This window comes from Leptospira broomii serovar Hurstbridge str. 5399 (assembly GCF_000243715.2).
In the GTDB taxonomy this organism is placed as follows: Bacteria; Spirochaetota; Leptospiria; order Leptospirales; family Leptospiraceae; genus Leptospira_B; species Leptospira_B broomii.
Window position 1 is genome coordinate 354564 of sequence record NZ_AHMO02000011.1, and the last position, 21687, is coordinate 376250.

22 protein-coding genes and 1 tRNA gene are annotated in these 21687 nt (G+C 43.5%); 12 read left to right on the plus strand and 11 right to left on the minus strand.

Annotated features, from left to right (window positions below; genetic code table 11):
* The first annotated feature begins 20 nt into the window (after positions 1-20).
* From LEP1GSC050_RS19040 to lysS, 3 genes are all read left to right on the plus strand, one after another.
* Positions 21-103: transfer RNA gene (locus tag LEP1GSC050_RS19040), tRNA-Leu, on the plus strand.
* A gap of 72 nt (positions 104-175) precedes the next feature.
* Complete coding sequence (locus tag LEP1GSC050_RS19045; RefSeq protein WP_010569944.1) at positions 176-811, plus strand: hypothetical protein; 636 nt, start codon at positions 176-178, stop codon at positions 809-811.
* Positions 812-813: 2 nt separating this feature from the next.
* Positions 814-2316 carry a lysine--tRNA ligase gene (gene lysS, locus LEP1GSC050_RS19050; RefSeq protein ID WP_010569945.1) on the plus strand — a complete coding sequence of 501 codons (1503 nt, stop codon included), beginning with the start codon at positions 814-816 and terminating at the stop codon, positions 2314-2316.
* Positions 2317-2329: 13 nt separating this feature from the next.
* On the opposite strand, the gene LEP1GSC050_RS19055 is transcribed toward lysS, so the two are convergent.
* Positions 2330-2878 (minus strand): hypothetical protein, encoded by a 549-nt coding sequence (locus LEP1GSC050_RS19055; RefSeq protein WP_010569946.1) that lies wholly within the window; start codon positions 2876-2878, stop codon positions 2330-2332.
* A 110-nt stretch (positions 2879-2988) separates the two neighbouring features.
* On the opposite strand from LEP1GSC050_RS19055, the gene serA reads away from it, so the two are divergent.
* Entirely contained in the window at positions 2989-4212 is a 1224-nt protein-coding gene (serA, locus tag LEP1GSC050_RS19060; RefSeq protein ID WP_010569947.1) for a phosphoglycerate dehydrogenase, read from the plus strand.
* 500 nt (positions 4213-4712) lie between these two features.
* The gene (locus tag LEP1GSC050_RS19065; RefSeq protein ID WP_010569948.1) at positions 4713-5018 is read left to right on the plus strand and encodes a hypothetical protein; all 306 of its coding nucleotides are present in this window, start codon (positions 4713-4715) and stop codon (positions 5016-5018) included.
* 71 nt (positions 5019-5089) lie between these two features.
* Here the strand turns inward: LEP1GSC050_RS19065 and LEP1GSC050_RS19070 are convergent, their stop codons facing one another.
* The 5 genes from LEP1GSC050_RS19070 to LEP1GSC050_RS19090 all read right to left on the minus strand — a co-directional run bounded on the left by LEP1GSC050_RS19070 (position 5090) and on the right by LEP1GSC050_RS19090 (position 9754).
* Positions 5090-5302, minus strand: coding sequence for a hypothetical protein (locus LEP1GSC050_RS19070; RefSeq protein ID WP_010410485.1), 213 nt, complete (start codon positions 5300-5302; stop codon positions 5090-5092).
* A 379-nt stretch (positions 5303-5681) separates the two neighbouring features.
* Positions 5682-6554, minus strand: coding sequence for an LA_0442/LA_0875 N-terminal domain-containing protein (locus LEP1GSC050_RS19075; protein ID WP_020987955.1), 873 nt, complete (start codon positions 6552-6554; stop codon positions 5682-5684).
* 331 nt (positions 6555-6885) lie between these two features.
* Positions 6886-7770, minus strand: coding sequence for an alpha/beta fold hydrolase (locus tag LEP1GSC050_RS19080; protein ID WP_010569950.1), 885 nt, complete (start codon positions 7768-7770; stop codon positions 6886-6888).
* A 30-nt stretch (positions 7771-7800) separates the two neighbouring features.
* Positions 7801-8271 carry a DUF309 domain-containing protein gene (locus LEP1GSC050_RS19085; RefSeq protein ID WP_010569951.1) on the minus strand — a complete coding sequence of 157 codons (471 nt, stop codon included), beginning with the start codon at positions 8269-8271 and terminating at the stop codon, positions 7801-7803.
* A complete protein-coding gene (locus tag LEP1GSC050_RS19090) occupies positions 8255-9754 on the minus strand; it encodes an aldo/keto reductase (protein WP_010569952.1) in 1500 nt (499 codons plus the stop codon). The genes LEP1GSC050_RS19085 and LEP1GSC050_RS19090 overlap by 17 nt, the downstream gene beginning before the upstream one ends.
* 246 nt (positions 9755-10000) lie before the next feature.
* Here LEP1GSC050_RS19090 and LEP1GSC050_RS19095 point away from each other — a divergent pair, with 246 nt between their 5' ends.
* Genes LEP1GSC050_RS19095 through LEP1GSC050_RS19105 form a run of 3 tightly spaced genes read left to right on the plus strand, consistent with a single transcriptional unit; the run spans position 10001 to position 13342 of the window.
* A complete protein-coding gene (locus LEP1GSC050_RS19095; protein WP_010569953.1) occupies positions 10001-10690 on the plus strand; it encodes a succinate dehydrogenase cytochrome b subunit in 690 nt (229 codons plus the stop codon).
* A 4-nt stretch (positions 10691-10694) separates the two neighbouring features.
* Entirely contained in the window at positions 10695-12611 is a 1917-nt protein-coding gene (locus LEP1GSC050_RS19100; protein ID WP_010569954.1) for a fumarate reductase/succinate dehydrogenase flavoprotein subunit, read from the plus strand.
* The gene (locus tag LEP1GSC050_RS19105) at positions 12611-13342 is read left to right on the plus strand and encodes a succinate dehydrogenase/fumarate reductase iron-sulfur subunit (RefSeq protein ID WP_010569955.1); all 732 of its coding nucleotides are present in this window, start codon (positions 12611-12613) and stop codon (positions 13340-13342) included. The genes LEP1GSC050_RS19100 and LEP1GSC050_RS19105 overlap by 1 nt, the downstream gene beginning before the upstream one ends.
* A gap of 82 nt (positions 13343-13424) precedes the next feature.
* Here the strand turns inward: LEP1GSC050_RS19105 and LEP1GSC050_RS19110 are convergent, their stop codons facing one another.
* The 5 genes from LEP1GSC050_RS19110 to LEP1GSC050_RS19130 form a co-directional block, all read right to left on the minus strand.
* Entirely contained in the window at positions 13425-14396 is a 972-nt protein-coding gene (locus tag LEP1GSC050_RS19110; RefSeq protein WP_010569956.1) for a PALP domain-containing protein, read from the minus strand.
* On the minus strand, positions 14396-16201 hold the full coding sequence (gene lepA / locus LEP1GSC050_RS19115; RefSeq protein WP_010569957.1) for a translation elongation factor 4: 1806 nt from the start codon (positions 16199-16201) through the stop codon (positions 14396-14398). Before lepA ends, LEP1GSC050_RS19110 begins: the two co-directional genes overlap by 1 nt.
* Before the next feature lie 191 nt (positions 16202-16392).
* Positions 16393-16758, minus strand: a complete 366-nt coding sequence (locus LEP1GSC050_RS19120; protein ID WP_010569958.1) for a TIGR04452 family lipoprotein — start codon at positions 16756-16758, stop codon at positions 16393-16395.
* A 240-nt stretch (positions 16759-16998) separates the two neighbouring features.
* The gene (locus LEP1GSC050_RS19125) at positions 16999-18006 is read right to left on the minus strand and encodes a UDP-3-O-acyl-N-acetylglucosamine deacetylase (RefSeq protein ID WP_010569959.1); all 1008 of its coding nucleotides are present in this window, start codon (positions 18004-18006) and stop codon (positions 16999-17001) included.
* A gap of 117 nt (positions 18007-18123) precedes the next feature.
* Positions 18124-18807 carry a DUF6989 domain-containing protein gene (locus tag LEP1GSC050_RS19130; protein ID WP_010569960.1) on the minus strand — a complete coding sequence of 228 codons (684 nt, stop codon included), beginning with the start codon at positions 18805-18807 and terminating at the stop codon, positions 18124-18126.
* A 126-nt stretch (positions 18808-18933) separates the two neighbouring features.
* Between LEP1GSC050_RS19130 and eno the strand changes: the two genes are divergently transcribed.
* From eno to LEP1GSC050_RS19150, 4 genes are read left to right on the plus strand one after another with little or no spacing between them, the layout of a single operon-like run.
* A complete protein-coding gene (gene eno, locus LEP1GSC050_RS19135) occupies positions 18934-20232 on the plus strand; it encodes a phosphopyruvate hydratase (RefSeq protein ID WP_010569961.1) in 1299 nt (432 codons plus the stop codon).
* A gap of 6 nt (positions 20233-20238) precedes the next feature.
* The gene (locus LEP1GSC050_RS19140; RefSeq protein WP_010569962.1) at positions 20239-20700 is read left to right on the plus strand and encodes an FtsB family cell division protein; all 462 of its coding nucleotides are present in this window, start codon (positions 20239-20241) and stop codon (positions 20698-20700) included.
* Positions 20701-20710: 10 nt separating this feature from the next.
* Positions 20711-21316: a ClpP family protease gene (locus LEP1GSC050_RS19145; protein WP_010569963.1), complete on the plus strand. Its 606-nt coding sequence runs from the start codon at positions 20711-20713 to the stop codon at positions 21314-21316.
* Positions 21317-21328: 12 nt separating this feature from the next.
* The gene (locus tag LEP1GSC050_RS19150; protein WP_010410531.1) at positions 21329-21685 is read left to right on the plus strand and encodes a hypothetical protein; all 357 of its coding nucleotides are present in this window, start codon (positions 21329-21331) and stop codon (positions 21683-21685) included.
* The last annotated feature ends 2 nt before the right edge of the window (positions 21686-21687 follow it).

Here is a 21687-nt window from a genome sequence, read left to right on the forward strand (position 1 = left end):
CATTCTGTCAATCGCAGCCCGCTCGGGTGGTGGAATTGGTAGACACGCAAGCTTGAGGTGCTTGTGCCGATTAGGTGTAGGGGTTCGAGTCCCCTCTCGAGCAAACACACCCCTCGGGAACTCTGGACCAATTCAACTGAAACCTCAAATTGGGCCCGTTCAGCGGTAAGACTCAATGTCATCGAGCCCACTCTCCGTACAAGAATTTTTGAATAAGACCAAGTTGGTTTTCTTCGGTGTATTCGGATTGCTTTTCATATTCTTAATCTTGTTTTTCTCCGCTCCGCTTCTACTCGTTTCGAAAGCCGACCCAAAAAAGTCGGACGCTATCGTAGTCGAAGCGATTGAAACTGGCCGGAAAGATAAATTCAAACAAGCGGCGGCTCTATGGAAGAAAGGACTGTCTCCTGTAATTCTAGTTTTATATTCGCCTACCGGAAACGATTCGGATCTCGGGATCGGTTCGGATCTGGCTCCAAATCTCCAATCCTTTTTGACTTCGCAAGGAGTGGAGGAAAATAAAATATTGGTTTATACCGTTTCGGCCGGTCCTCAAGAATTTCCAAAAACTCTATTGAAGATAGCATTGGATCGACAATGGAAAAATTTTCTTTTAGTTGGACGCGAATACGATTCTGCAACATTATTACGACTCTATCGCGCCGTCTTAGAGCCGGCAGGAATCTACTTTGCGGTTTCTAAAGTTCCGGAAGGATTCTCAGCCTCCGATTGGTTTTTAAAACCGAAAAGCCTCGAAAGCATTTTGGGTCGTTTAGCGAAGTATTATTATCTCATATTATTAGGAATCTAAGAATGTCCCAGCAAGAAGTTAAGGAAACCAACGAACTCATACAACAGAGGATTCAAAAAGTAAACGATCTAAAGACCAAGGGAATAGATCCTTATCCTGTACGTTATTTTCCGGATTCTATATCTTCTCAACTGATCGAGGATTATTCCAAGAATCCGACGGGTCCGGAAGCCAGATTTAAGCTCGGCGGCCGATTGCATTCAAAACGAGTAATGGGAAAAGCCAGCTTTGCTCATTTGAAGGACAAAGGCGGTGTGATACAGCTCTACGCTACTCGAGATGATTTAGGCGAGGAAAGTTATTCTCTTTTTAAAAGTTTGGATCTAGGCGATTTGATCGGAGTGGAAGGCTATCTATTTCAGACTCAAAAAGGAGAAACCACTCTACACCTAACTTCCGTTATCCTGCTAGCTAAATGCATCCGTCCTTTGCCCGTAGTGAAAGAAAAAGACGGTGTCATCTACGACGCTTTTTCAGATGTAGAACAAAGATACAGAATGCGTTATGTGGATTTGATCGTTAACGATCACGTTCGGGACACCTTTGTGGTTCGAAGCAAAATCGTCTCCGAGATTCGGGCATTTTTAACCGGGGAAGGATTTCTTGAAGTCGAAACTCCGATGATGCAACCCATCGCGGGAGGCGCTGCTGCTCGCCCCTTCTCTACCCATCATAACGCATTGGACATGCAGTTGTTTTTAAGAATCGCTCCGGAACTGTATTTAAAACGTCTGATCGTCGGAGGATTAGATCGAGTTTTTGAATTGAATCGAAATTTTAGAAACGAAGGTATTTCAACTAAGCATAATCCGGAATTCACCATGATGGAAGCTTATATGGCGTTCGGGGATATGGGAAAAATGTTGGATCTTACCGAAAGATTGATCACTCATGTAACGCAAAAGATCTGCGGATCCTTAAAAATTCCGTACGGCAAAGACCAGGTGGATTTATCCCCTCCGTGGCGGAGAGTTAAGTACGTGGACATTATTAAAGAATATTCGGGTCTTGATTTTTCACAAATCAAGACATTGGAAGAAGCCAAGGAAAAAGCCTCTGCAATTAAGGTTGATGTTTCTAAATGCCATTCTATCTGGAAAGTCGCAGACGAGGTTTTTTCCGAAAAAGCGGAACCGAATTTAATTCAACCTGTGTTCGTGACCGACTACCCTAAAGAACTGTCTCCGTTGGCAAAATCCCACCCTGATAATCCCGATTTCGTCGAACGCTTCGAGCCTTACATTGTCGGTCGCGAAATAGGTAACGCTTTCTCCGAATTGAACGATCCTTTCGATCAGAAAGAACGTTTTGAGGAGCAGGTTAAACAACGGGAAGCCGGCGACGACGAAGCCTTTATGATGGACGAAGATTATATAAGAGCGCTGGAATACGGTATGCCGCCTACTGGTGGGCTCGGAATCGGAATCGATCGCCTAGTAATGTTACTTACAAATTCGCACTCGATACGGGATACGATCCTATTTCCCTTGATGCGACCCGAATAAAATCGGCTAGCGGTTAGTAATTTGTGATCATAAGCTTGGCCTGGGCCTCTATCCTTGCTCTAGTTTCTCTCAAAAAGCTCTTAAAGGTTTCCGCTTCGCTTACACTAAGACCCCTAGTGGTCGTATGCTCCCTAGAAGAAAAACTGAATTCGATTTCCTTTGCAGACTGAATTTTGTCCGCGACTTCGATCGGGAGCATGGAAACCAAGCGGAGAGTGTCACCATATTCCGTGGAAACCTTTCTCAAATTATGCCAGGTTTGATCTAGTTTTATGGAAACTCCGAGCGGAAAACTCTCTTCGAAAGAACTGACGTGATATTCCAAAAATAGAGGTTTTTCGCCGGTTCGATTATTTAGAATTCCTTTAAAATTTAGGGAGCCTGAACGTCCGCTGGAGCAAAACCAGGAAGAAATACAAATCGGCCCCGAACGAAGTGAAATCTGCTCGATAACCGGTTCGGCGACGATTGCAGGACGAGATGAGCAACCCCCGATACCGATTAATGCGACGCTTAATTGCAGGAACAACGATATGAGATTGGGGAAATGTTTTTTCTGCAAGGCGGGACCCTCCTAAGATTTCGACTCCATCCTCTTCGACACTCTTCATAAGTGAAGTAAAAAATCCGATTTCCAGGGAATCGAGGAGACCTTTACATGGTTCTATAACTATGATTTCCTATCCAAAAGAAAAGATCAATGTCCTCCTCTTGGAAAACGTACACAAGGACGCCTTCGACCTCTTTCAAAAAGACGGTTTTAATGTCCGATTGCTGCCGCAAGCGTTAAGCGAAGACGAACTCATGAAGGAAATCGAGAACATTCATGTTCTCGGAATACGTAGCAAGACGAACGTTACTGCTCCGGTGTTGGCAAAAGCTAAGCGTTTGATGACTATCGGCTGTTTTTGTATCGGAACGAATCAAGTAAACCTAGCAGAGGCGGAGCGGAAAGGAATCCCGGTATTTAATGCACCCTATTCCAATACTAGATCCGTTGCGGAATTGGTCATTGCAGAAATCGTGATGTTAGCAAGAAGAGTCCCCGATCATATTCGCAATACACATGCGGGAGTCTGGAATAAAATCTCTAAAAATTGCTTCGAAGTCAGAGGCAAAACGTTAGGAATTGTAGGTTACGGTCATATCGGAAGTCAGGTCTCCGTGTTAGCCGAAGCCATGGGATTAAAAGTGGTTTATTACGATGTGCAGACCGTTTTACCGTTGGGAAACGCCACTCCGATTCAATCCTACGAAGAGCTCCTACAAATTTCGGATTTCGTCACGTTCCACGTTCCCGAAACCCCGGAGACCATGAACCTTTACGGGAAAAAACAAATTGCGGTTACGAAAAAAGGGGCCTATATCATAAATCTTTCTAGAGGAAAAGTCATAGACCTTGAAGCTCTTGCAGAATCGATCAAGACGGGGCAAATAGCTGGCGCAGGCGTGGACGTATTTCCGGAAGAACCCGAATCCAATAACGATCCGTTCATCACTCCGATACAAAATCTTCAAAACGTAATATTAACCCCACATATCGGGGGCTCTACGGAAGAAGCTCAGAAAAATATCGGATCCGAAGTCGCTAGCAAATTGTTAAAATTCATGAACAATGGTTCGACTTCCTTCGCGGTGAACTTCCCTCAATTGGAATTAACGCCGATCCCAGCCGGAATGTATAGAATCTTGAATGTTCATAAGAACCAGCCTGGTTTCCTGAAAGATATCAACGCGTTAGTTTCGGAAGTTGGAGCGAATATCAGTTCTCAACTTTTAGGCACAAGTGCTGAAATCGGTTACTTATCGATGGTAATTAATATGAGCGTGGGTGACGAGTTAAAGGAAAAGATAGAGAAGCATCCTGGATCGATTCGCACTAGAATTTTGTATTAACCGAAGAAAACCTCCCGTTTTAGGCATCGGGTTTATAAGGGATACGCTGTGGTTCTTCTAGTATGGAGAAGGATTCTCTTCTCATGCCGCTAAAAGTCTTGGATAGATTTATGAAGATCCGTCTAGCTTTAGATAAAATCAGCGTTGAAAAGTTCATTTAGCTGCTAAACTAAACAGCTTGTCTGAGCGCCCAGTAACCGTCTCGGCATTGTTTTCAGTTAAATCGATCGATTTCCGACAATTTGTCCGGTTAAAACGAATGCAATCGATGTTTCTTATCAATTCAACGCATTATAATCTTATGATTCTTTTTAGTTTTCCATCCTTTTATATCAATCGAATTCATTTCGGCATGTAACTTGCATATTGAATATCGGAGGTGGCAAAACGACGCTTAAGATTCTTTCCTATTCTTAGTTTTCGCTTCGAATCGTAAAGCATTCTTAATCCTGATGTAAGCTACCTCCGCTACGATTACAGGCAACATCGGGAGGACCGCCATGAAATACAGTAGAATCCCTTCCACCCTAAACGTCCGTTTTCAAGAGATTGAAGACGTTAAAATCAGGATTGCCGAGAATGTGCTGGTAGGACTCGTTCACAGGTCCGACTCACCAGTCGAACCCGGAACCAATCTTGCTATCCGAATTGGGATGGTAAGCTTATCCGGAAATATCGAGCTTCCTATGAAAGTAATTAAGTGTGATAAGATTTCGGACGCCGAATTCGATCTATATTTGAATTACTCGGAAAAGGACTTCGGAAAAATTGAGGAGATCGAGGATCTAATCAGAGATTTAGCTTAGAGACAAGAAACTTTAAGTACGATAAGAGTTCTGACTCCACGCGTAAAAATAGCGGGAGTCAGATCCGATTTTTACGCTACAAATAGATCAGCCTTGCTGATCATCGTAAGAGGAACCTTGCTAGCATTTAGTTTATCAGGGAAATAGACGATCTCTTCGCCAACAAGTCTACGATTCCGGTCGAGTTCAACTACGGATCCGTCTTTCAGATGAAGGACAATATCGATACCACGATAGTTAACATATCTCTCGAGTTGATCTCTGAATTTATTTCCCTGTTCCATGGTTGCTCCTCAGCTAAAACGTTGAAGCGTAGCCTATTTGAGTACCATAAAAGTACAAGTTTTTTTATTTCTTCCGATAAAAATTTTTTATGTCATATACTGTTAGGGGTACTTAATGAATGGCGAGGACTATCGTTTTGTTTAGCTTTCCGATTTTTCGATTAATTTTTATATATATTTAATAATTTCAATCTATACTAATATTTCTTTTTCTGAAAATATTAAAAATCGGACGTTGTCCGTCCTTATACAGGTAACGCCAAGCTATTTAAATTTAAAACGATTGATCATCGGATTCGAAAACCCATCGACTATAAGATTTATCGACGAATAAAATAGATTCGGGTAAGATAAATTAACGACTCTCCAAATCGCGCGCTCAAAATAAGACGGAGTAGCGGAATTCTCCGTACAAAGCTCTCCCGGTCGACCCGACGACCGAACTCGAACCAATCGTACTCGAATTCGATGCGCCACGGTCGTAACCTGCGTTCCACTGAATTCCGTTTCGAATAGGAGTTCCGTCTGAAGATAACACGACATCCTCCTTCGCCCAAGAGCCGCCTGTAAAATAAGAGTGCACTAGCTGAACTAAATATACCGCTCCCACTATCGCAAGAGAGTTATTATATTCCTTAACATCATGTTGATACTGGCTCTTTTTTCCGCTTACATAAATGCTTCCTAAGCCAATCGAAGAATTTCCGAAAATCAATGTAGACGTAAGAGACGCTTGATCATAGTCGGATTTAGCCGAATGCGCATGCTTCGCAGACACTGCGGCATATCCCAAACTTGATACTAATAGACCGCTATAGACGATTCCGGTCGTTTTTCTTCCTGCGTAAATGTGGCCCCAACCGGGCAATACTGCGGATCTCCACACTACGCTCCATCTGCTTCTGCTAGGCGTAACGGGAGTGGGAACAGGAGGAATAATAATGATTGGCTCTTCTTTAACCGTCTCAGGTTCTTCCTTTACTTTTCGTTCTTCTTCTTGTCGGATCTTTTTTTCTTCATCTTTGGTTACTTCTTTATAAATTACTTTCAAGATGGATCGTTTTGAGACATTTACTATCTTACCATCTTGACCACGGACCTGAATCGTTTTCTCATTTTGAGTGATCACGTCCCCTTTAATCGTATTCCCGTTTCTTAGAAGAATGGATTGCATTGCGAAAAGATGAGAAGAATAAATCAGAGCGAAGGTTAATATCGCGAAACGGATAGTATTGAGGGCTTTTGCAAACATTCTGGCCTTTAAAACTTTTTGACAAGAGTAAAGCCGCCTGTCGATAAGCAAAGGAGTTTTTCGGCTAAAAAAACCGCTTTCTCTCCGGTTTTTTTCCAGGACGGGAAAACGCGTATCTATGAATCATGCTTCCTAAAGTCAAAGTATTGGAGATTTACGATGTCTCGGACTGAAAAAAAAATTTTTGATTTTCAACCCCATGCGCTAATTCGGTATCCTCTCCTTAGTCGAGTTCGTTTCTGACTTGTACCCCGCTCAGTTTTTACATCCTCTCTTTAAGGCATGTTCCAATTTCATTCTCAATCGCGAATGTAATTCGATATCGCAATAGTCACAGTTTTCGATAAAAATCGGTTAAGATCGCCGCTAACTCCTCAGGCTTGTCATGATGCATATTATGCCCGGCGTCTTCCAACTCGAAATATTTTAGATTTCGTATATGCGAAAAAACCTCTTCCCTATCATCCAAGGGCAGATGCGTTTCCTTGCCGTAGACGACAAGAACGGGACAAGAAATTGTTTCCCAAAGATATCTAGTGAACTGGGGGCTAATGAATACCGGCGGACCGTTTTTATACGCGGGATCACTTTTCCAGATATAACCGTCATCCACCGGTTTTGTCAAGTATGCCGCTATTTTTAACAAACGTTCCTTCGGCAACCTAGGATAAACTGGTGATAAGCGAAGAGCTGCCTCTTCGATGCTTCGAAAACTTTTTTGCCTCTTTCTTTCTTTACCGGCTAACCCACTCTCCCATGTTTCCAGCCAAGATCGAAATCTCTTCCGCTCCTTTTCGGGATTCTGAAGGGAGCTAAAACCCTCAAGACAAACCAACGATTCCACTCTTTCCGGGATGATGCCCGCGATACGGGATCCTAGGCCGCCTCCCATCGAGTGACCGAGGATGTGAAATTTTTCCGGTAAATGTTTGGAGATAAAACTTTGAGTATCGACGAGGGGCAGCATAAAGTGATAGAAACCTTCACGGAGCCATTCGGAATCTCCATGACCGCGATAATCGAATCGATACAGATCAAAATTTTCGGAAAGAAGATTCTCCTGGAACAGAAAGGTATCCGACGAATCCATAAAACCATGAAGAAGTAAAAGCGCCTTGCCTTTGTTATTATCACGTTTCGTATAGGCGAGTTTGTATCCGCCGGATTCAAAATAATTCCGCTCTAACTTGCCGATATTTTCGTTCGCTGTTTCCATATTTCCTTCAAAAGTCATAGTAAGAAATACTCATACAGATGAAAACCATTCCTCTCCCGTTTCGGTCATCATAGGTAAAGAAAGCTTGCGAATTTGTTCAATATCCCAACCAAAATCTCCGCTGAATTTCGTAAGTAGGATTTCCAAAAATTGAATCGTCTTTACGGTATGAGCACGACCTACCAACGAAAGCTCCGAGGATCGTAATAAAGCATCAAATTTCTCTTTAGATTTTTCAGCCTGCATTCTGGCTCCTCTTATATTCGGTTTTATGAATATTTTATTTAGAGAAATCGCCAATTGTATCCAACCGTGTAAAAGAAGTTTCCTTCCTCCGGATTCTTTCTTCCACTGGAATTCGAAAACCTCATGCAGCTCGAAATAGTTTCCGGAAGAGTATAATTTTCTCCCTTCCATCCATGCAAAGGAGAAGCTGGACTCCAGGTCTGAAGCATTGCGAATCCGGTCTAAAATTGCCAGAATTTCAGGATCGAATTCCATGGTATCCCCATTCCTCCTCTGAAATCGGGGACCAGACTTGATCTTTAAGTTGTAATATATCTTTGACGTATTCCTCTTTTCTCATCCCGATCAGCACTGTTCCCTTTTGTAAAAGTTGAGACAAATGTAAAACCATCATAGAAGAAAGGCTGCTAGGACCGTGCCTGTCCGAATGAAATCTGCCTTTTAATTCCTCATACAAAGAAGACCTGGCTTCGGTCTGATGCAGTAAAATCCATTCCTCGAAATACGGGATAGTCTTGTTTAACAGATCCGTATAGCGAATCGCTTCAGATTTTCCCAAATGATTGGATATAAATTTCAAGGAAGATTGAACGGCGGGAATCCAGGATCTACCCAAAATTTGATGTAGCTGTTCAATATTCTGAATTTTCTCTCGATAAGCGAACCATTGAGAGTTCAAGCTTTGAAACCCTGTTTGACTTTCTAAAAGATCTTGGATCCGAGTCTCGTACGTTTTTAACTCTTTGAATAACGATTCCAAAGCGGCAATTAGCGCTTCTCGATCCCGTCCCGGTTGATAAGCCAATCGAACCATTCCTTTGTCAGAAATGAAAGAATTCAAGGGCCGATTGACTAGCGGGAGGATGTCGAAGTTCCTACAAGTCGCTAATAGATTTTCTCCCGCCGAATTATGATTCCGCAAAAAACCATCTTCGTACCAATTTGCCGGAAATTGAGCTACGGAGAAGCCGGAGTCGTCTCCGCCGACCTCCTTGGAAATTTGTAGTACCTTCGACAAAGAAGTACCGGTGTAAGAATCTTCAGCATCCGGGAAGGTATTGCTTGAGATTCCATAATAAAGAATTCTGCCGTCCGCTCTCGCTCTCTCCAGAAAGGAAAACGCTTCTCGAATTCGTCTATAATATTCGTTCTTTGCTTCCTTTTCAGGAACTCCTTGCTTCTGTCGATCCATCAGAAAATATTCCGGATTATGCAGTAGAAAAATATCGATCGTATACAAACCCAATCTCTTTCTAGATCTATCCAATTGATCTTCTAAGAATTCAGGTGAAATACAATGGAAACATCCGGGTTGATAATATGTCGTTTCGGGAAATGGATTTCCGGATGCCTCCTTTTGTTCAGCGACTTCCATATTACGACCCTGAATATATCCTGCTTTCGTAACGATGCAAACAGATTCACGTTTCAAATTCCCGAATGCGAATTCTTCCGAAAGCACTTCTCCGACTAGACTTTCTGCCTCGCCATCCCCGTAGTTAGCAGAGGTATCGATCAAATTTACACCGGAGCGAAGCGCGAGAATGAGAGCCTTTTTATGCGTTGGATTTCCCAATCCTACTCGATAGCAACCGAACCCGACTCTCGAAAGTCGAAACCCTCTGAATTGGAAATAGAAAGCCTCCGATTCCGAGTCTAAATTCTCGCCGGCTGGTTTAATAGAACCAGGAAAAAGCTCTCTACGATATAGCGAAATAAATGGGTCTATTTTTTGCATGGAGATTGCACCTGATTCAGTTTTCTTTTAGAAATTTCCGCGTTGCACAAAATGGAAGTTCATTATAGCAACTTTGGATACAAATGTCCATTTTTTGTACTTTCGTTTAAAAATGCTTTCCGTATAGACCATATTTTTTACTCTAAATATTAGGGCGAATCGGAGAACATTTGTTCTTTCGAAGTTCTCCTCCCCCATAAAAACAAATCGATGACTTCTTCCCATTACTCTCACAGGAGAATTTGAATGGATTTTCAGGCTGGATACCTTAGGTCTTCCATCGGTAGAAAAACTATCGTCGGAATTACCGGACTCGTTTTCTTCGGCTTCGTGTTTTTGCACATGCTGGGGAATCTCCAGATTTTCCAGGAACCGGATAAAATTAATAGTTACGCCGCGTTCCTCCAAAACCTCGGCGGACTTCTCTGGATCGCTCGAGGTACGCTTTTGATTGCCTTCGTATTGCACGTTTTCTATGCAATCAAACTTTCTCTAGAAAACAAACGGGCGAGACCGGTAGCTTACGTAAAAGAAAGTACGATTCAAGCGACTCTTTCTTCCAGAATGATGGCTCTCACCGGTTTATTAATTTTTGGAGCGATTTTGTATCATCTCGCTCATTTTACGTTCGGGATTACGGACCCGAAAGACTTCGCATTAAAAGATCCCCAGGGACGGCATGACGTTTATTCCATGGTCGTTTTAGGATTCCAAAATCCGATCGTTTCAACCGCTTACGTTCTTTGGATGTTCATATTGGCCTCCCACCTTCGTCACGGAGTTTCCAGCGTGTTTCAGACATTCGGTTTAAATACGCCGTTTTGGGCGCCGAAGACCAATGCATTTGCGATCGGATATGCGCTTCTTATTTTTGTGGGAAACTCTTCCATACCACTATCGATCCTTTTAGGATACGTTAAGTTACCAGGAGCATAATAGAATGAGCTTAGATTCAAAAATTCCTTCGGGTGCTCTGGAGCATAAGTGGGACGATTATAAATCCCATACCAAGCTGGTAAATCCCGCCAATAAACGTAAATATACGATTCTTGTAATCGGAACAGGTCTTGCGGGAGGCTCCGCCTCGGCAACATTGGCGGAACTCGGCTATAATGTAAAAACGTTCTGCTTTCAAGATAGCCCACGACGGGCCCACTCGATCGCAGCACAGGGTGGAATTAATGCCGCAAAGAATTATCAGAACGACGGCGATTCAATTTACCGACTCTTTTATGATACGATTAAAGGCGGAGATTTTAGAGCTCGCGAAGCCAACGTTTATCGCCTAGCTCAGGTTTCAGCGAATATTATTGATCAGTGCGTTGCTCAAGGCGTTCCATTCGCAAGAGAATATGGAGGCCATTTAGATAACCGCTCTTTCGGAGGAGCTCAGGTTTCCCGCACATTCTATGCCAAAGGTCAGACCGGGCAACAACTTCTTTTAGGAGCCTATTCATCCCTTTCTCGACAAATCGGATTAGGAAACGTTAAAATGTATCCCCGGACCGAAATGGTCGATTTGGTCGTAGTAAATGGACATGCGAAAGGTGTGATCATTCGCGATCTAGTTACGGGTAAAATCACCGCTCATGCAGGCGATGCGGTAGTGTTGGCATCGGGAGGATATGGCAACGTATTCTATTTATCGACGAATGCAAAAGGTTCCAATGTTACGGCAACCTATAGAGCTCATAAAAAAGGGGCTTTCTTTGCAAATCCGTGCTATACGCAAATCCACCCCACTTGCATCCCGGTATCCGGCGATCATCAATCCAAACTTACTCTAATGTCCGAGTCGCTTCGAAATGATGGGCGAATTTGGGTCCCGAAAAAGAAAGGAGATACTCGAAATCCCGCAGATATTCCTGAAAGTGAACGCGATTATTATCTCGAAAGAAAATATCCTAGTTACGGTAATCTCTGTCCTCGGGATATAGCTTCGCGCTCCGCCAAAGAAGTTTGCGACGCAGGCTTCGGAGTCGGACCAGGTGGGCAAGGAGTTTATCTTGATTTCTCATCCGCGATTCAGCGATTGGGTGAACATACCATTGCGGAACGTTACGGAAATCTTTTCCAGATGTATGAGCAAATCACTGGCGAAAATCCTTATAAAGTTCCGATGAGAATCTATCCTGCCGTCCATTATACTATGGGTGGACTTTGGGTGGATTATAATCTTATGAGCAATCTTCCGGGCTTGTTTGTTATCGGTGAGGCCAACTTTTCCGATCACGGAGCCAACCGATTAGGCGCCTCGGCATTAATGCAGGGTTTAGCGGATGGATATTTCGTACTCCCTTATACGATCGGTAACTATCTTGCGGAAGTCGGATTCGGTAAAACTCCGTCAGCAGATAATGCGGAGTTTAAGAAAGCGGAGACCGATAGTACGGACAAAATCAATAAACTTCTGACCGTTAAAGGACATCGGACCGTCGATTCATTTCATAGAGAGTTAGGCAAACTTGTCTGGGATAAATGTGGAATGGCCAGAGACGAGAAAGGTCTGAAAGAAGCTCTGCAGAAAATTCCTCAAATCAGGGAGGAGTTCTGGCAGAACGTTAATGTACCTGGATCCGGTGCGGATTTGAATCAGTCTTTGGAAAAAGCCGGACGTGTAGCCGACTTCCTCGAATTTGCCGAGCTTCTTTGCTTTGACGCGCTAACTAGGGAAGAATCTTGCGGCGGACACTTTAGAACCGAGCATCAGATGGAAGATGGCGAAGCCAAACGAAACGACGAAAAATTCTGCCATGTCACTGCGTGGGAATGGAAAGGAATTGGAGCCAAACCGGTTGAACACAGGGAACACCTGGAGTTCGAGAACATTAAACTCGCAACGAGGAGCTATAAGTAATGGATCTCAAACTAAAAGTCTGGAGACAGAAAAATTCTCAAGAGAAAGGCAAGATCGTGGATTATGCCGCGAAAGATATCTCGCCTGATATGTCCTTTTTGGAAATGATAGACGTCGTCAACGAGGAGCTAATTACGAAAGGCGAAGAGCCGATCGCATTTGAACACGATTGCCGCGAAGGAATTTGCGGATCTTGTAATATCATGATCGACGGAGTGGCCCACGGTCCCCTACCGGGCGTGACCACTTGTCAACTTCATATGAGATCGTTTAAGAACGGGGATACGATTTATCTAGAACCTTGGAGAGCGAAAGCATTTCCGGTCATAAAAGATTTAATCGTGGATCGCAGCGCGTTTGATCGAGTTATTCAATCAGGCGGATTTGTAAGTATCAATACGGGCGGCGCTCCGGACGCGAATGCTCTTCCGATCGCTAAAAAACATGCGGATGTGGCGATGGACGCCGCGACTTGCATCGGATGTGGAGCCTGTGTCGCATCTTGTAAGAACGCGTCTGCCATGCTTTTCGTTTCTGCCAAGGTAGCTCATTTGGCCCTGCTTCCTCAAGGACGGGTAGAAAAGAAAGAACGGGTCAAGAATATGGTGTCCGCGATGGATAAAGAAGGTTTTGGAAATTGTACAAACCAGTATGAATGCGAAGCTGCTTGTCCTAAAGACATTAAACGGGATTTTATTCGAGTACTTAACAAAGAATACATACTCTCCTAATATTTAGGGATCGGCGGAGATCCATCCGCCGATCCCCTTAGTTAATGAATCAGAATTTCATAATATTTTAAAACATATGGTTTTATTCCGATAATGCGTCTGTAGAAAAATTCTGCAGTATACCGCCTTGGTATATATATAAAATTCGACCTTCCAACTTCCCTTTGAGAACCATACTCTCTAAAACGCTTAACGTCTTGCAAGCGTATACCGACTCGAAATAAATTCCTGTTTTCTTCCAGAGTTGTTTCGCTTTATCGTGCCAGCTTTCCGTTTCTCCGAAGGAAAAGGAAGCGAACGGTAATTCCGCTTTCGGTTCGATTAAGGAATCATAAGGGATTGCAATTTGTTTCAGATCGAGACCCGCTCGGTGAGACTCCATCCAAACTTGCATTTTCCTCTTAGACAATCCTAAAGTGACTCCAAAAACCGGGAGTCGATTCCACTCGAGAGCTGAAAGCCAGGTAATTCCGGAACCGACATCAAGAACGATGCAATCGAATTCCTTAGGGTCAATTTCGTCCCATAGGGGAGCCAATCCATTTAATGCATTTTGACAGAATAAGTATTCCGGGAGGAGAATTTGCATTCCGTTTGTAGGAACTTCGACATCCCCATCGATCCGATCGAGGCGAAGCATTGTTCCGCCCCTCACATCTGCGGGTAATTCCAGTATGCGATGTTCCCATTCTCGCCTTGTAGGATAAATTACAACCTCCGAAAATCGTTCGGCCAAAATAGAAGCGGGACTCCGCAATTGGAGATTTCGGGAATAGCCGATAATTTTCGTAGGAGTGCCTAACCATCGAAAAAAAAGAATCCCAGCTAAAATCGCGTTCGAATGAATATTCCCTTGCAAAACCACATTTTGAATTTTTTCGGACGGTAAATAGGTAGCAAGCCTCCGGTAGATTCCGAGCAGCTTTCGAATTTTAGTTCCTTGAGAAAAGAAAAGTCGATCCTCGCGTTTTACAAAAACTTCAGACTTATCGATCTTATATAGGAATTGGACCGGGCTAGCTCCGTAGAATCGCTTCGGAAGCTTCAGAAACATTAATCGCCGGTTTTCAGGACCGCCAAGAAGGCTTCTTGAGGAATTTCAACATTTCCTATTTGCTTCATCCGTTTTTTTCCTTCTTTCTGCTTTTCAAGAAGTTTCTTTTTACGGGTAATGTCCCCGCCATAACACTTAGCGGTAACATTTTTCCTGAGAGCGGAAATACTTTCTCTCGCCAGAATTTTCCCCCCGACCGAGGCTTGGATAGGAATCATGAATTGGTGTCGCGGGATTAATTCCTTTAACTTTTCGATAATTTCTCTTCCTCGTTGCTCCGCTTTACTTCGGTGTACGATCATCGAGAGCGCATCCACCGGTTCCCCGTTTACTAGAATATCCATCTTAACCAATTGAGACGCTCTATACCCGCAGGGCTCGTAATCAAGAGATGCATATCCGCGGGTCAAAGATTTAAGCTTATCATAAAATTCGAAAATTAGTTCGGCAAGCGGGAGCTCGTAGGTAAGCTGCACTTTTTCTTGCGTAAGATAAACAGTATCCAATTGAATTCCGCGTTTATCCATCGCGAGCGACATGATATTTCCCACATATTCGATCGGAGTGATTATCGACGCCTTCACGAACGGTTCTTCGGTGGTTTCTATAAAAACCGGGTCCGGGAATTTGGAAGGGTTATCGATATCGAAGACTTCACCATTCCTAGTTTTGATCGTATATTTTACGGAAGGCGCCGTCGTGATGAGGTCTAAGTTGAATTCCCTCTCCAACCTCTCCTGCACAATTTCCATGTGCAACAAGCCGAGATAACCTACCCTAAACCCGAATCCTAAAGCTGCGGAACTTTCTTTTTCGTACACTAGAGCCGCATCGTTTAGCTTCATTTTTTCGATTGCGTCCACCAGTTCTTCGAACTGTTCGCCGGCGATCGGGAAAAGTCCGGCAAAGACCATCGGCTTAGCATCCTTATAACCCGGGACCGGCTCCGCAGTCGGGTTCGACTGTAAAGTTACGGTGTCACCCGACCTTGCATCGGAAACTTTTTTGATGCCCGCGATAATATATCCGACTTCTCCCACAGATAGCGAGTCTTTAGGCATCAATCCGATTCCTTTAATACCTACCTCGTTGACCGTAAAATCTTTCTGATTACTCATTAAAAGAATCCGATCTCCCTTTTTAACGCTTCCGTCGAACACCCGAATTTTGATAACTACCCCCATATAGGGATCAAAATAAGAATCGTAGATTAAAGCTTTCAAAGGCGCGTTGATGTTGCCTTTCGGGGCAGGAATTTGACGAGTAATTTCCTCAAGCACCGCCTTCACATTCAAACCGGTTTTTGCGGAGATTGCTACGGCCTTTTCCGCATCCAGACCGAGACTATCCTCGATTTGAAGTTTAGTCCTCTCTACGTCGGCTGCCGGTAAGTCGACCTTGTTCATCACTGGAATAATTGCGAGATCCTGCTCCATAGCAAGATATAGATTTGCCAAAGTCTGCGCCTCCACCCCTTGGCTTGCATCCACGATCAAAAGAACTCCCTCACATGCTTTTAAAGAGCGAGATACCTCGTACGTAAAATCAACGTGGCCGGGTGTATCTATCAAGTTCATCGTGTACGTATGACCGTCATCCGCCAGGTAATCGAACGTAGCATTATTTGCCTTTATGGTGATTCCCCTCTCCCTCTCGATATCCATCGAGTCCAAGATTTGATCTTTTTTCGTCCGATCGTCCGTGACCCGGCCGATTTCCAAAAGTCGGTCCGCTAACGTCGATTTGCCATGATCGATATGAGCAATGATGGAGAAGTTTCTGATGTATTTTTGCCGGTCGGACATGCTTAGAAACAAAATTCGAGGGAATTCTTCCCCTGAAAAGCCTTTTCTGCGCCAACTCAGGAATGAGGGATGATTTGGAGATCGGAGACTACCTGACAGTGCCTCCTATGAAAACTGCCTTTGCCTTTTAAAGAAACAAAAGGATTCCAGCTAAAAAGCGGGAAGAGAAAAGTTTCTTCCCGCGATTCGACTTAGTAGATGAGCCCGTCCGCAGTAATTCCCTTACAAGAGGAAATAACCGTTAGCGTCGATCCAATCAAATAACCTTTTACTCCCTTGATATCCGTCACACATTGATTGACGACCGATTCTTTGTAGTATTTAGTCGGATCAATGCCGGCTATATCGCTTGCGAGTATGGATAAAATCGAAACGGAGGCTTTTCCGTTTAGAATCGTCGAATTTACCAAATCCGTCGTGATTGCTGCGTCCGTAATTTTACTTGCGGCTTTATCGCCTTTAATTCGATCATAGGTGAACCCTGTCGGATCCAAAACCGCGCAATTAGCGAAAGCAAAAGCCAAAACAATCGCTGAAGAAATTACAATTCTTTTCATTTAGAATTCATCCAATTTAGAATTTTCTCACTTATGAAGATTTTATATTTTAATTACAAGTATTTTTACTCAACAGGTTTGAAAACCACTTGGGGGTGCGAATCTCCTGGAATTTGCATTCCGATTGATACAATTAGGTCTAGAAAACGTAGACAGATTCCGATTTAAGTGCATTTATCTATTTTGAAATTCGATTTTGCTTTCTTAGCTCAATAGGAAAGCTAACTTTAAAAAGCGACCTTAACGAAGGATCGATACCCCATGTTTTTCTAAAACGGAAGGGTCGCAGACGCTTTGAGCTATATCGATTTGTTTATGATGATCAAATAAGAAGGTAGTCATTTTTCCTACGAATCTTCCCTCGTACTCTTCTTCCACAAATCTTAACCAGGAAGAAATATCGATAATTTCATGACATAAAAATTCAAAATCGAATCCTGAATTCCGATCCTTAAATTTCTCTCGACTATTATATATCCGTTCTTCGTCCAATAACAACACGTTTTCAAGAGTAAACGGATAGTCTTTTAATCCTCCTGCTAAACCGACCTGATAGAATTTTTCGGCTTCCGATTTAGTTCTGAATGCAGTAGTCCTGGCATCACAATAATAAGCGAATGAATTCGGTTCAAAAACCGTTTTTATCCTAGCCTTCCCGATGGAAGTGCCGAGGTAAGAAACTTGATGATCTATAATTAATTGCTCGGATTCTTTTGAATTTTCGGGCGGCTCTACCATACAATATCCCTTTTCCCAGACGAGCCCGAAAGGCTTAGAAACGGATATCGATTTACGTGGTGCAATAGCTTGAAGGTTTCCGATCAATCCGTCCAGATAAGGTCGATCGCAAAAATCGAATGTAGGCAGACTTGATTCTGCGGTTTCGATATCGACATATACGCCGAACGCTAACATCCAAGCAAGAGGATGTTCGATAATTTTAACCTCGCCCAATTGTATATTATGATTTCCTTTTACACAATCGGCGGCATTTAAGGGAAATTTTTTTCCGTTAAATGAAAAGGAGGATCGCTTACCCGCAGCGGGGGAAACTTTTACAAGGCTATTCTTATTTTCAAAGGTAGCCTTCCCTTCTAAGGTAAACGCTTTTTCCAGCGTGTAGGAAATGTTCGGTTCTACGCTTAAAGACGAATCCGTAAAATAATCGGGTAACCGCAAAACCGATCGATTTCGATCCTCGAGCAGGTCCTTTATTTCCGCAGCTCCTGTGATTATTCGTGCGTCCATTTTCCACTCCATCACTTAAGAAAACGATCAACTACAATCTGTCAGAATTGATCCGAGGAATAGAATTATTTTTTGTTTTCTAAAATCGACTTTTATTCAAAAGGGGAACCGGTACATTTACGATCGCCAGACTCCTTCCAAAAGAAGATAGAACCACGATAGCGCCCCCAAATAAACGAGCATGGTGGGAATTGTCCAAAGAAGTTTGGAACGCAAAGGTTTTCCCTCGGTATGAAAATATGCAAACGCAGTGAACACCCCTAATATCAATTCGGGAAGCAACACATACACGGCGGTATGGCCGATCATCGAAACGTTTTGGGCGTACCAAATTGGAATCGTTCTAGCAAACTCTTCCGAGAAAGCAAAAATCGCAAACGCGACCCCACCTGCCACGCAGTATTTCGTAATCGGATTAGCGGAAGGCTTGCGCTTGGAAAATCGGACGGCCGCGAAGGTGGATAGAAATAACGGGATCGTCCAAAGTCCCGCCATGTAGGCCGGAACAGTTCCTATCTTATAGAACCCGTCTTCCGGGAACACAAGAACGCCTAACACCCTAGAAAGGAACCAGTCGGGAAACACTTGCAAAATACTTAAAGGAAAGACGAATCGAAAAATGTCCAACCATCGATCATGTTCCCAAATTTGAGCTGCGACCGGTAATCCGATCGTGTAAGCTACCACCAAAAAAAATAATCTCCATCCTATAGAGGCGGGAATGGGGAGTAAAAGCGTAATGATACATAGTACCAAATAACTCGAATGAAAGAAAAATGCATGTTTCTCCGTAGATTTCATGGAAGCGTTTCTATTGTTTCCAAGGGGTTGGGCAACCCTTTTTCCCCGTTTCCCGCTTGATTTATTTTGCTTAAAGCCAACAATCTCTGAAAAAATCCTTCGGGAAAAAATATTACAGGAACTACCATGCTTAAATCTTCCAAAATCTCCGGGATACGAGCCCGAGAAATTATGGATTCTCGCGGAAACCCCACAGTCGAAGTGGATGTAAAACTTGAAGACGGATCTTTCGGACGAGCAGCCGTTCCGTCCGGGGCCTCGACTGGCGAATATGAAGCAGTGGAATTGAGAGACGGGGATAAATCCCGTTATGCCGGAAAAGGCGTTCTCAAAGCCGTCGAACACGTAAATCTAAAAATTAAAGAATTATTGATTGGTGAAGATGCATTGGATCAAAACAGAATCGATGCACTCATGCTCGAAAAAGATGGGACGAAGAATAAAGGTAAATTGGGAGCCAACGCCATTTTAGGAACTTCCCTCGCAGTTGCTAAAGCCTCGGCGGCTCATACAAAGCTTCCTTTATACCGGTATATCGGCGGCAATTTTGCCAAGGAACTCCCCGTCCCTATGATGAATATTCTTAACGGAGGAGCTCACGCAGACAATAACGTGGATTTTCAGGAATTCATGATTCTTCCGGTCGGAGTTCATAGTTTTCGAGAAGCCTTACGAGTCGGAGCGGAAGTCTTCCACACTCTTAAATCCGTCCTAAAGTCAAAAAAACTCAATACTTCCGTGGGGGATGAGGGTGGATTCGCTCCGGATTTGGCCAGCAATGTGGAAGGACTGGAAGTCATCCTGGAAGCGATTGAAAAAGCGGGATATAAACCCCAAAAGGATGTCTTGCTTGGACTGGACGCCGCATCTTCGGAGTTTTACGATAAATCCAAAAAGAAGTATGTCCTGGGCGGAGAAGGAAATAAAGAGCTCACCAGCGTCGAAATGGTGGAATACTACTCAGATCTAGTCTCCAAGTATCCGATCATTACTATTGAGGACGGTTTGGACGAAAACGATTGGGATGGATGGAAAATTCTGAGCCAAAAACTAGGAAAGAAAATCCAGCTCGTAGGAGACGATCTCTTTGTGACGAACATAGAGAAACTATCTAAAGGGATTTCATCCGAGATCGGAAATTCAATATTGATCAAAGTCAATCAAATCGGATCGCTTTCTGAAACATTAGCATCCATCGATATGGCAAAGAAAGCAAAATATACCAATGTAATCAGTCATAGGTCCGGTGAAACGGAAGACGTGACGATTTCGCATATCGCTGTGGGAACCAACGCGGGCCAAATTAAAACCGGCTCGCTATCTCGAACGGACAGAATTGCCAAATACAATGAACTTCTTCGAATCGAAGAGGAACTAGGAAACTCGGCAATCTATAAAGGAAAGGAGACCTTTTATAACTTATAGAATAAGATGGGCTCGGAACTAGCGAACAGGCTATTCTTTCTCCTGGTATTTCTCTCCGGACTTTTTTATTTTACAGTCTTGGGTGAATCCGGCCTGGTCGTAAGGTCCACCTTAGAAGCCAGCCTTTCCAATCTAAAACTGGATGTGGAAAGGCTGGAATATGAAAATCGACAATTGGAAGAGCGTCAAAAACTCTTGCGAGATGATAAGGTAGCATTAGAGCGCGAAGCGAGAAAATACTATCTTTTATCGGAAAATGCACATATAATTAAATTTAAAGAGCCCGAACCCAGGACGGAAAACCGACCGGTGCTCGCCTCCCGGCTGATTGCACTGCGTGCGGGGAAAGACCTACCCGTTCCCCCAATTCAACTGATTCGCTTTTTTTACGTCTCGTTTGTTGCGTTCGTATTTATTGGTGTTTTCAGGAAATTGAGGAGGAAGAAACTGGAACAACGAAGTGCTTAAGGGAGCCAGAATGTCCGAAAACGAGAAAATCGCCGAAGTCTTCGAAGAACTTACCGGTAGTAAAATTTCCAAGAAGCTAATTGACCATAGGAAAATATTCTTATGGGGAGCTGTTACTGATGAGTCAGCCAAAGATATTGTAGGGAAACTACTTTTTCTAGAAATGGCGGATCCAGGCAAAGAGATCACGTTTTATATAAATAGCCCCGGAGGCGTCGTAACTTCCGGACTTACCATTTACGATACGATGAAAATGATAACCTCGCCCGTTCATACCGTATGTATGGGATTGGCTGCTTCGATGGGATCCGTACTTCTCGCAGCAGGAGTAAAAGGGAAAAGGTCTATTTGGCCGAACGGAAAAGTGATGATCCACCAACCGTCGATCGGAGGACAAATCGTCGCGCCTGCAAGCGATCTAAAAATTCAAGCTGAAGAAATTCTAAAAACGCGAGCCAGACTAAACCAAATTCTTGCCGAAGCCTGCGGGCATCCCGTTTCTAAGCTCGAAGAAGATACGGATAGGGATTATTATATGGACGCCGATGAAGCTATCCGGTACGGCATCGTAGATTCACTCGCTACGAAAATCGAATTTCCTAAATCGAATTCTTAAAGGTTTTAGGTTTTGTCGGACGCTCCAAGAATCGAAGACGTCCTCAAGGACTACCTGTCCAATCAGCAGGGCGGAAGTCGGGATGCGGATGAAAAACTCTGCACCCTTCTTCTTGAGTTTTCCGAATTGTTATTCGGAGAGAACGAAGACCAAAAAGAAGATCGAATCACTTTAAAGAATCTCGGGTCATTCGAGCTGGATGAATTCCTACATTTTTTCCTGACCGATATGCATCCGGATGATAGCCTTGTTCAAAGTCGGGCTAAGGATTTCTTGAAGCGATTTAGAAAGTTTCTGGAAAAAAGAAATCTTCTTGGAAAGGCTCAGTTGGAAGATTGGAAGGAATTTTTTCAAGAGAACGGGATCTAAAT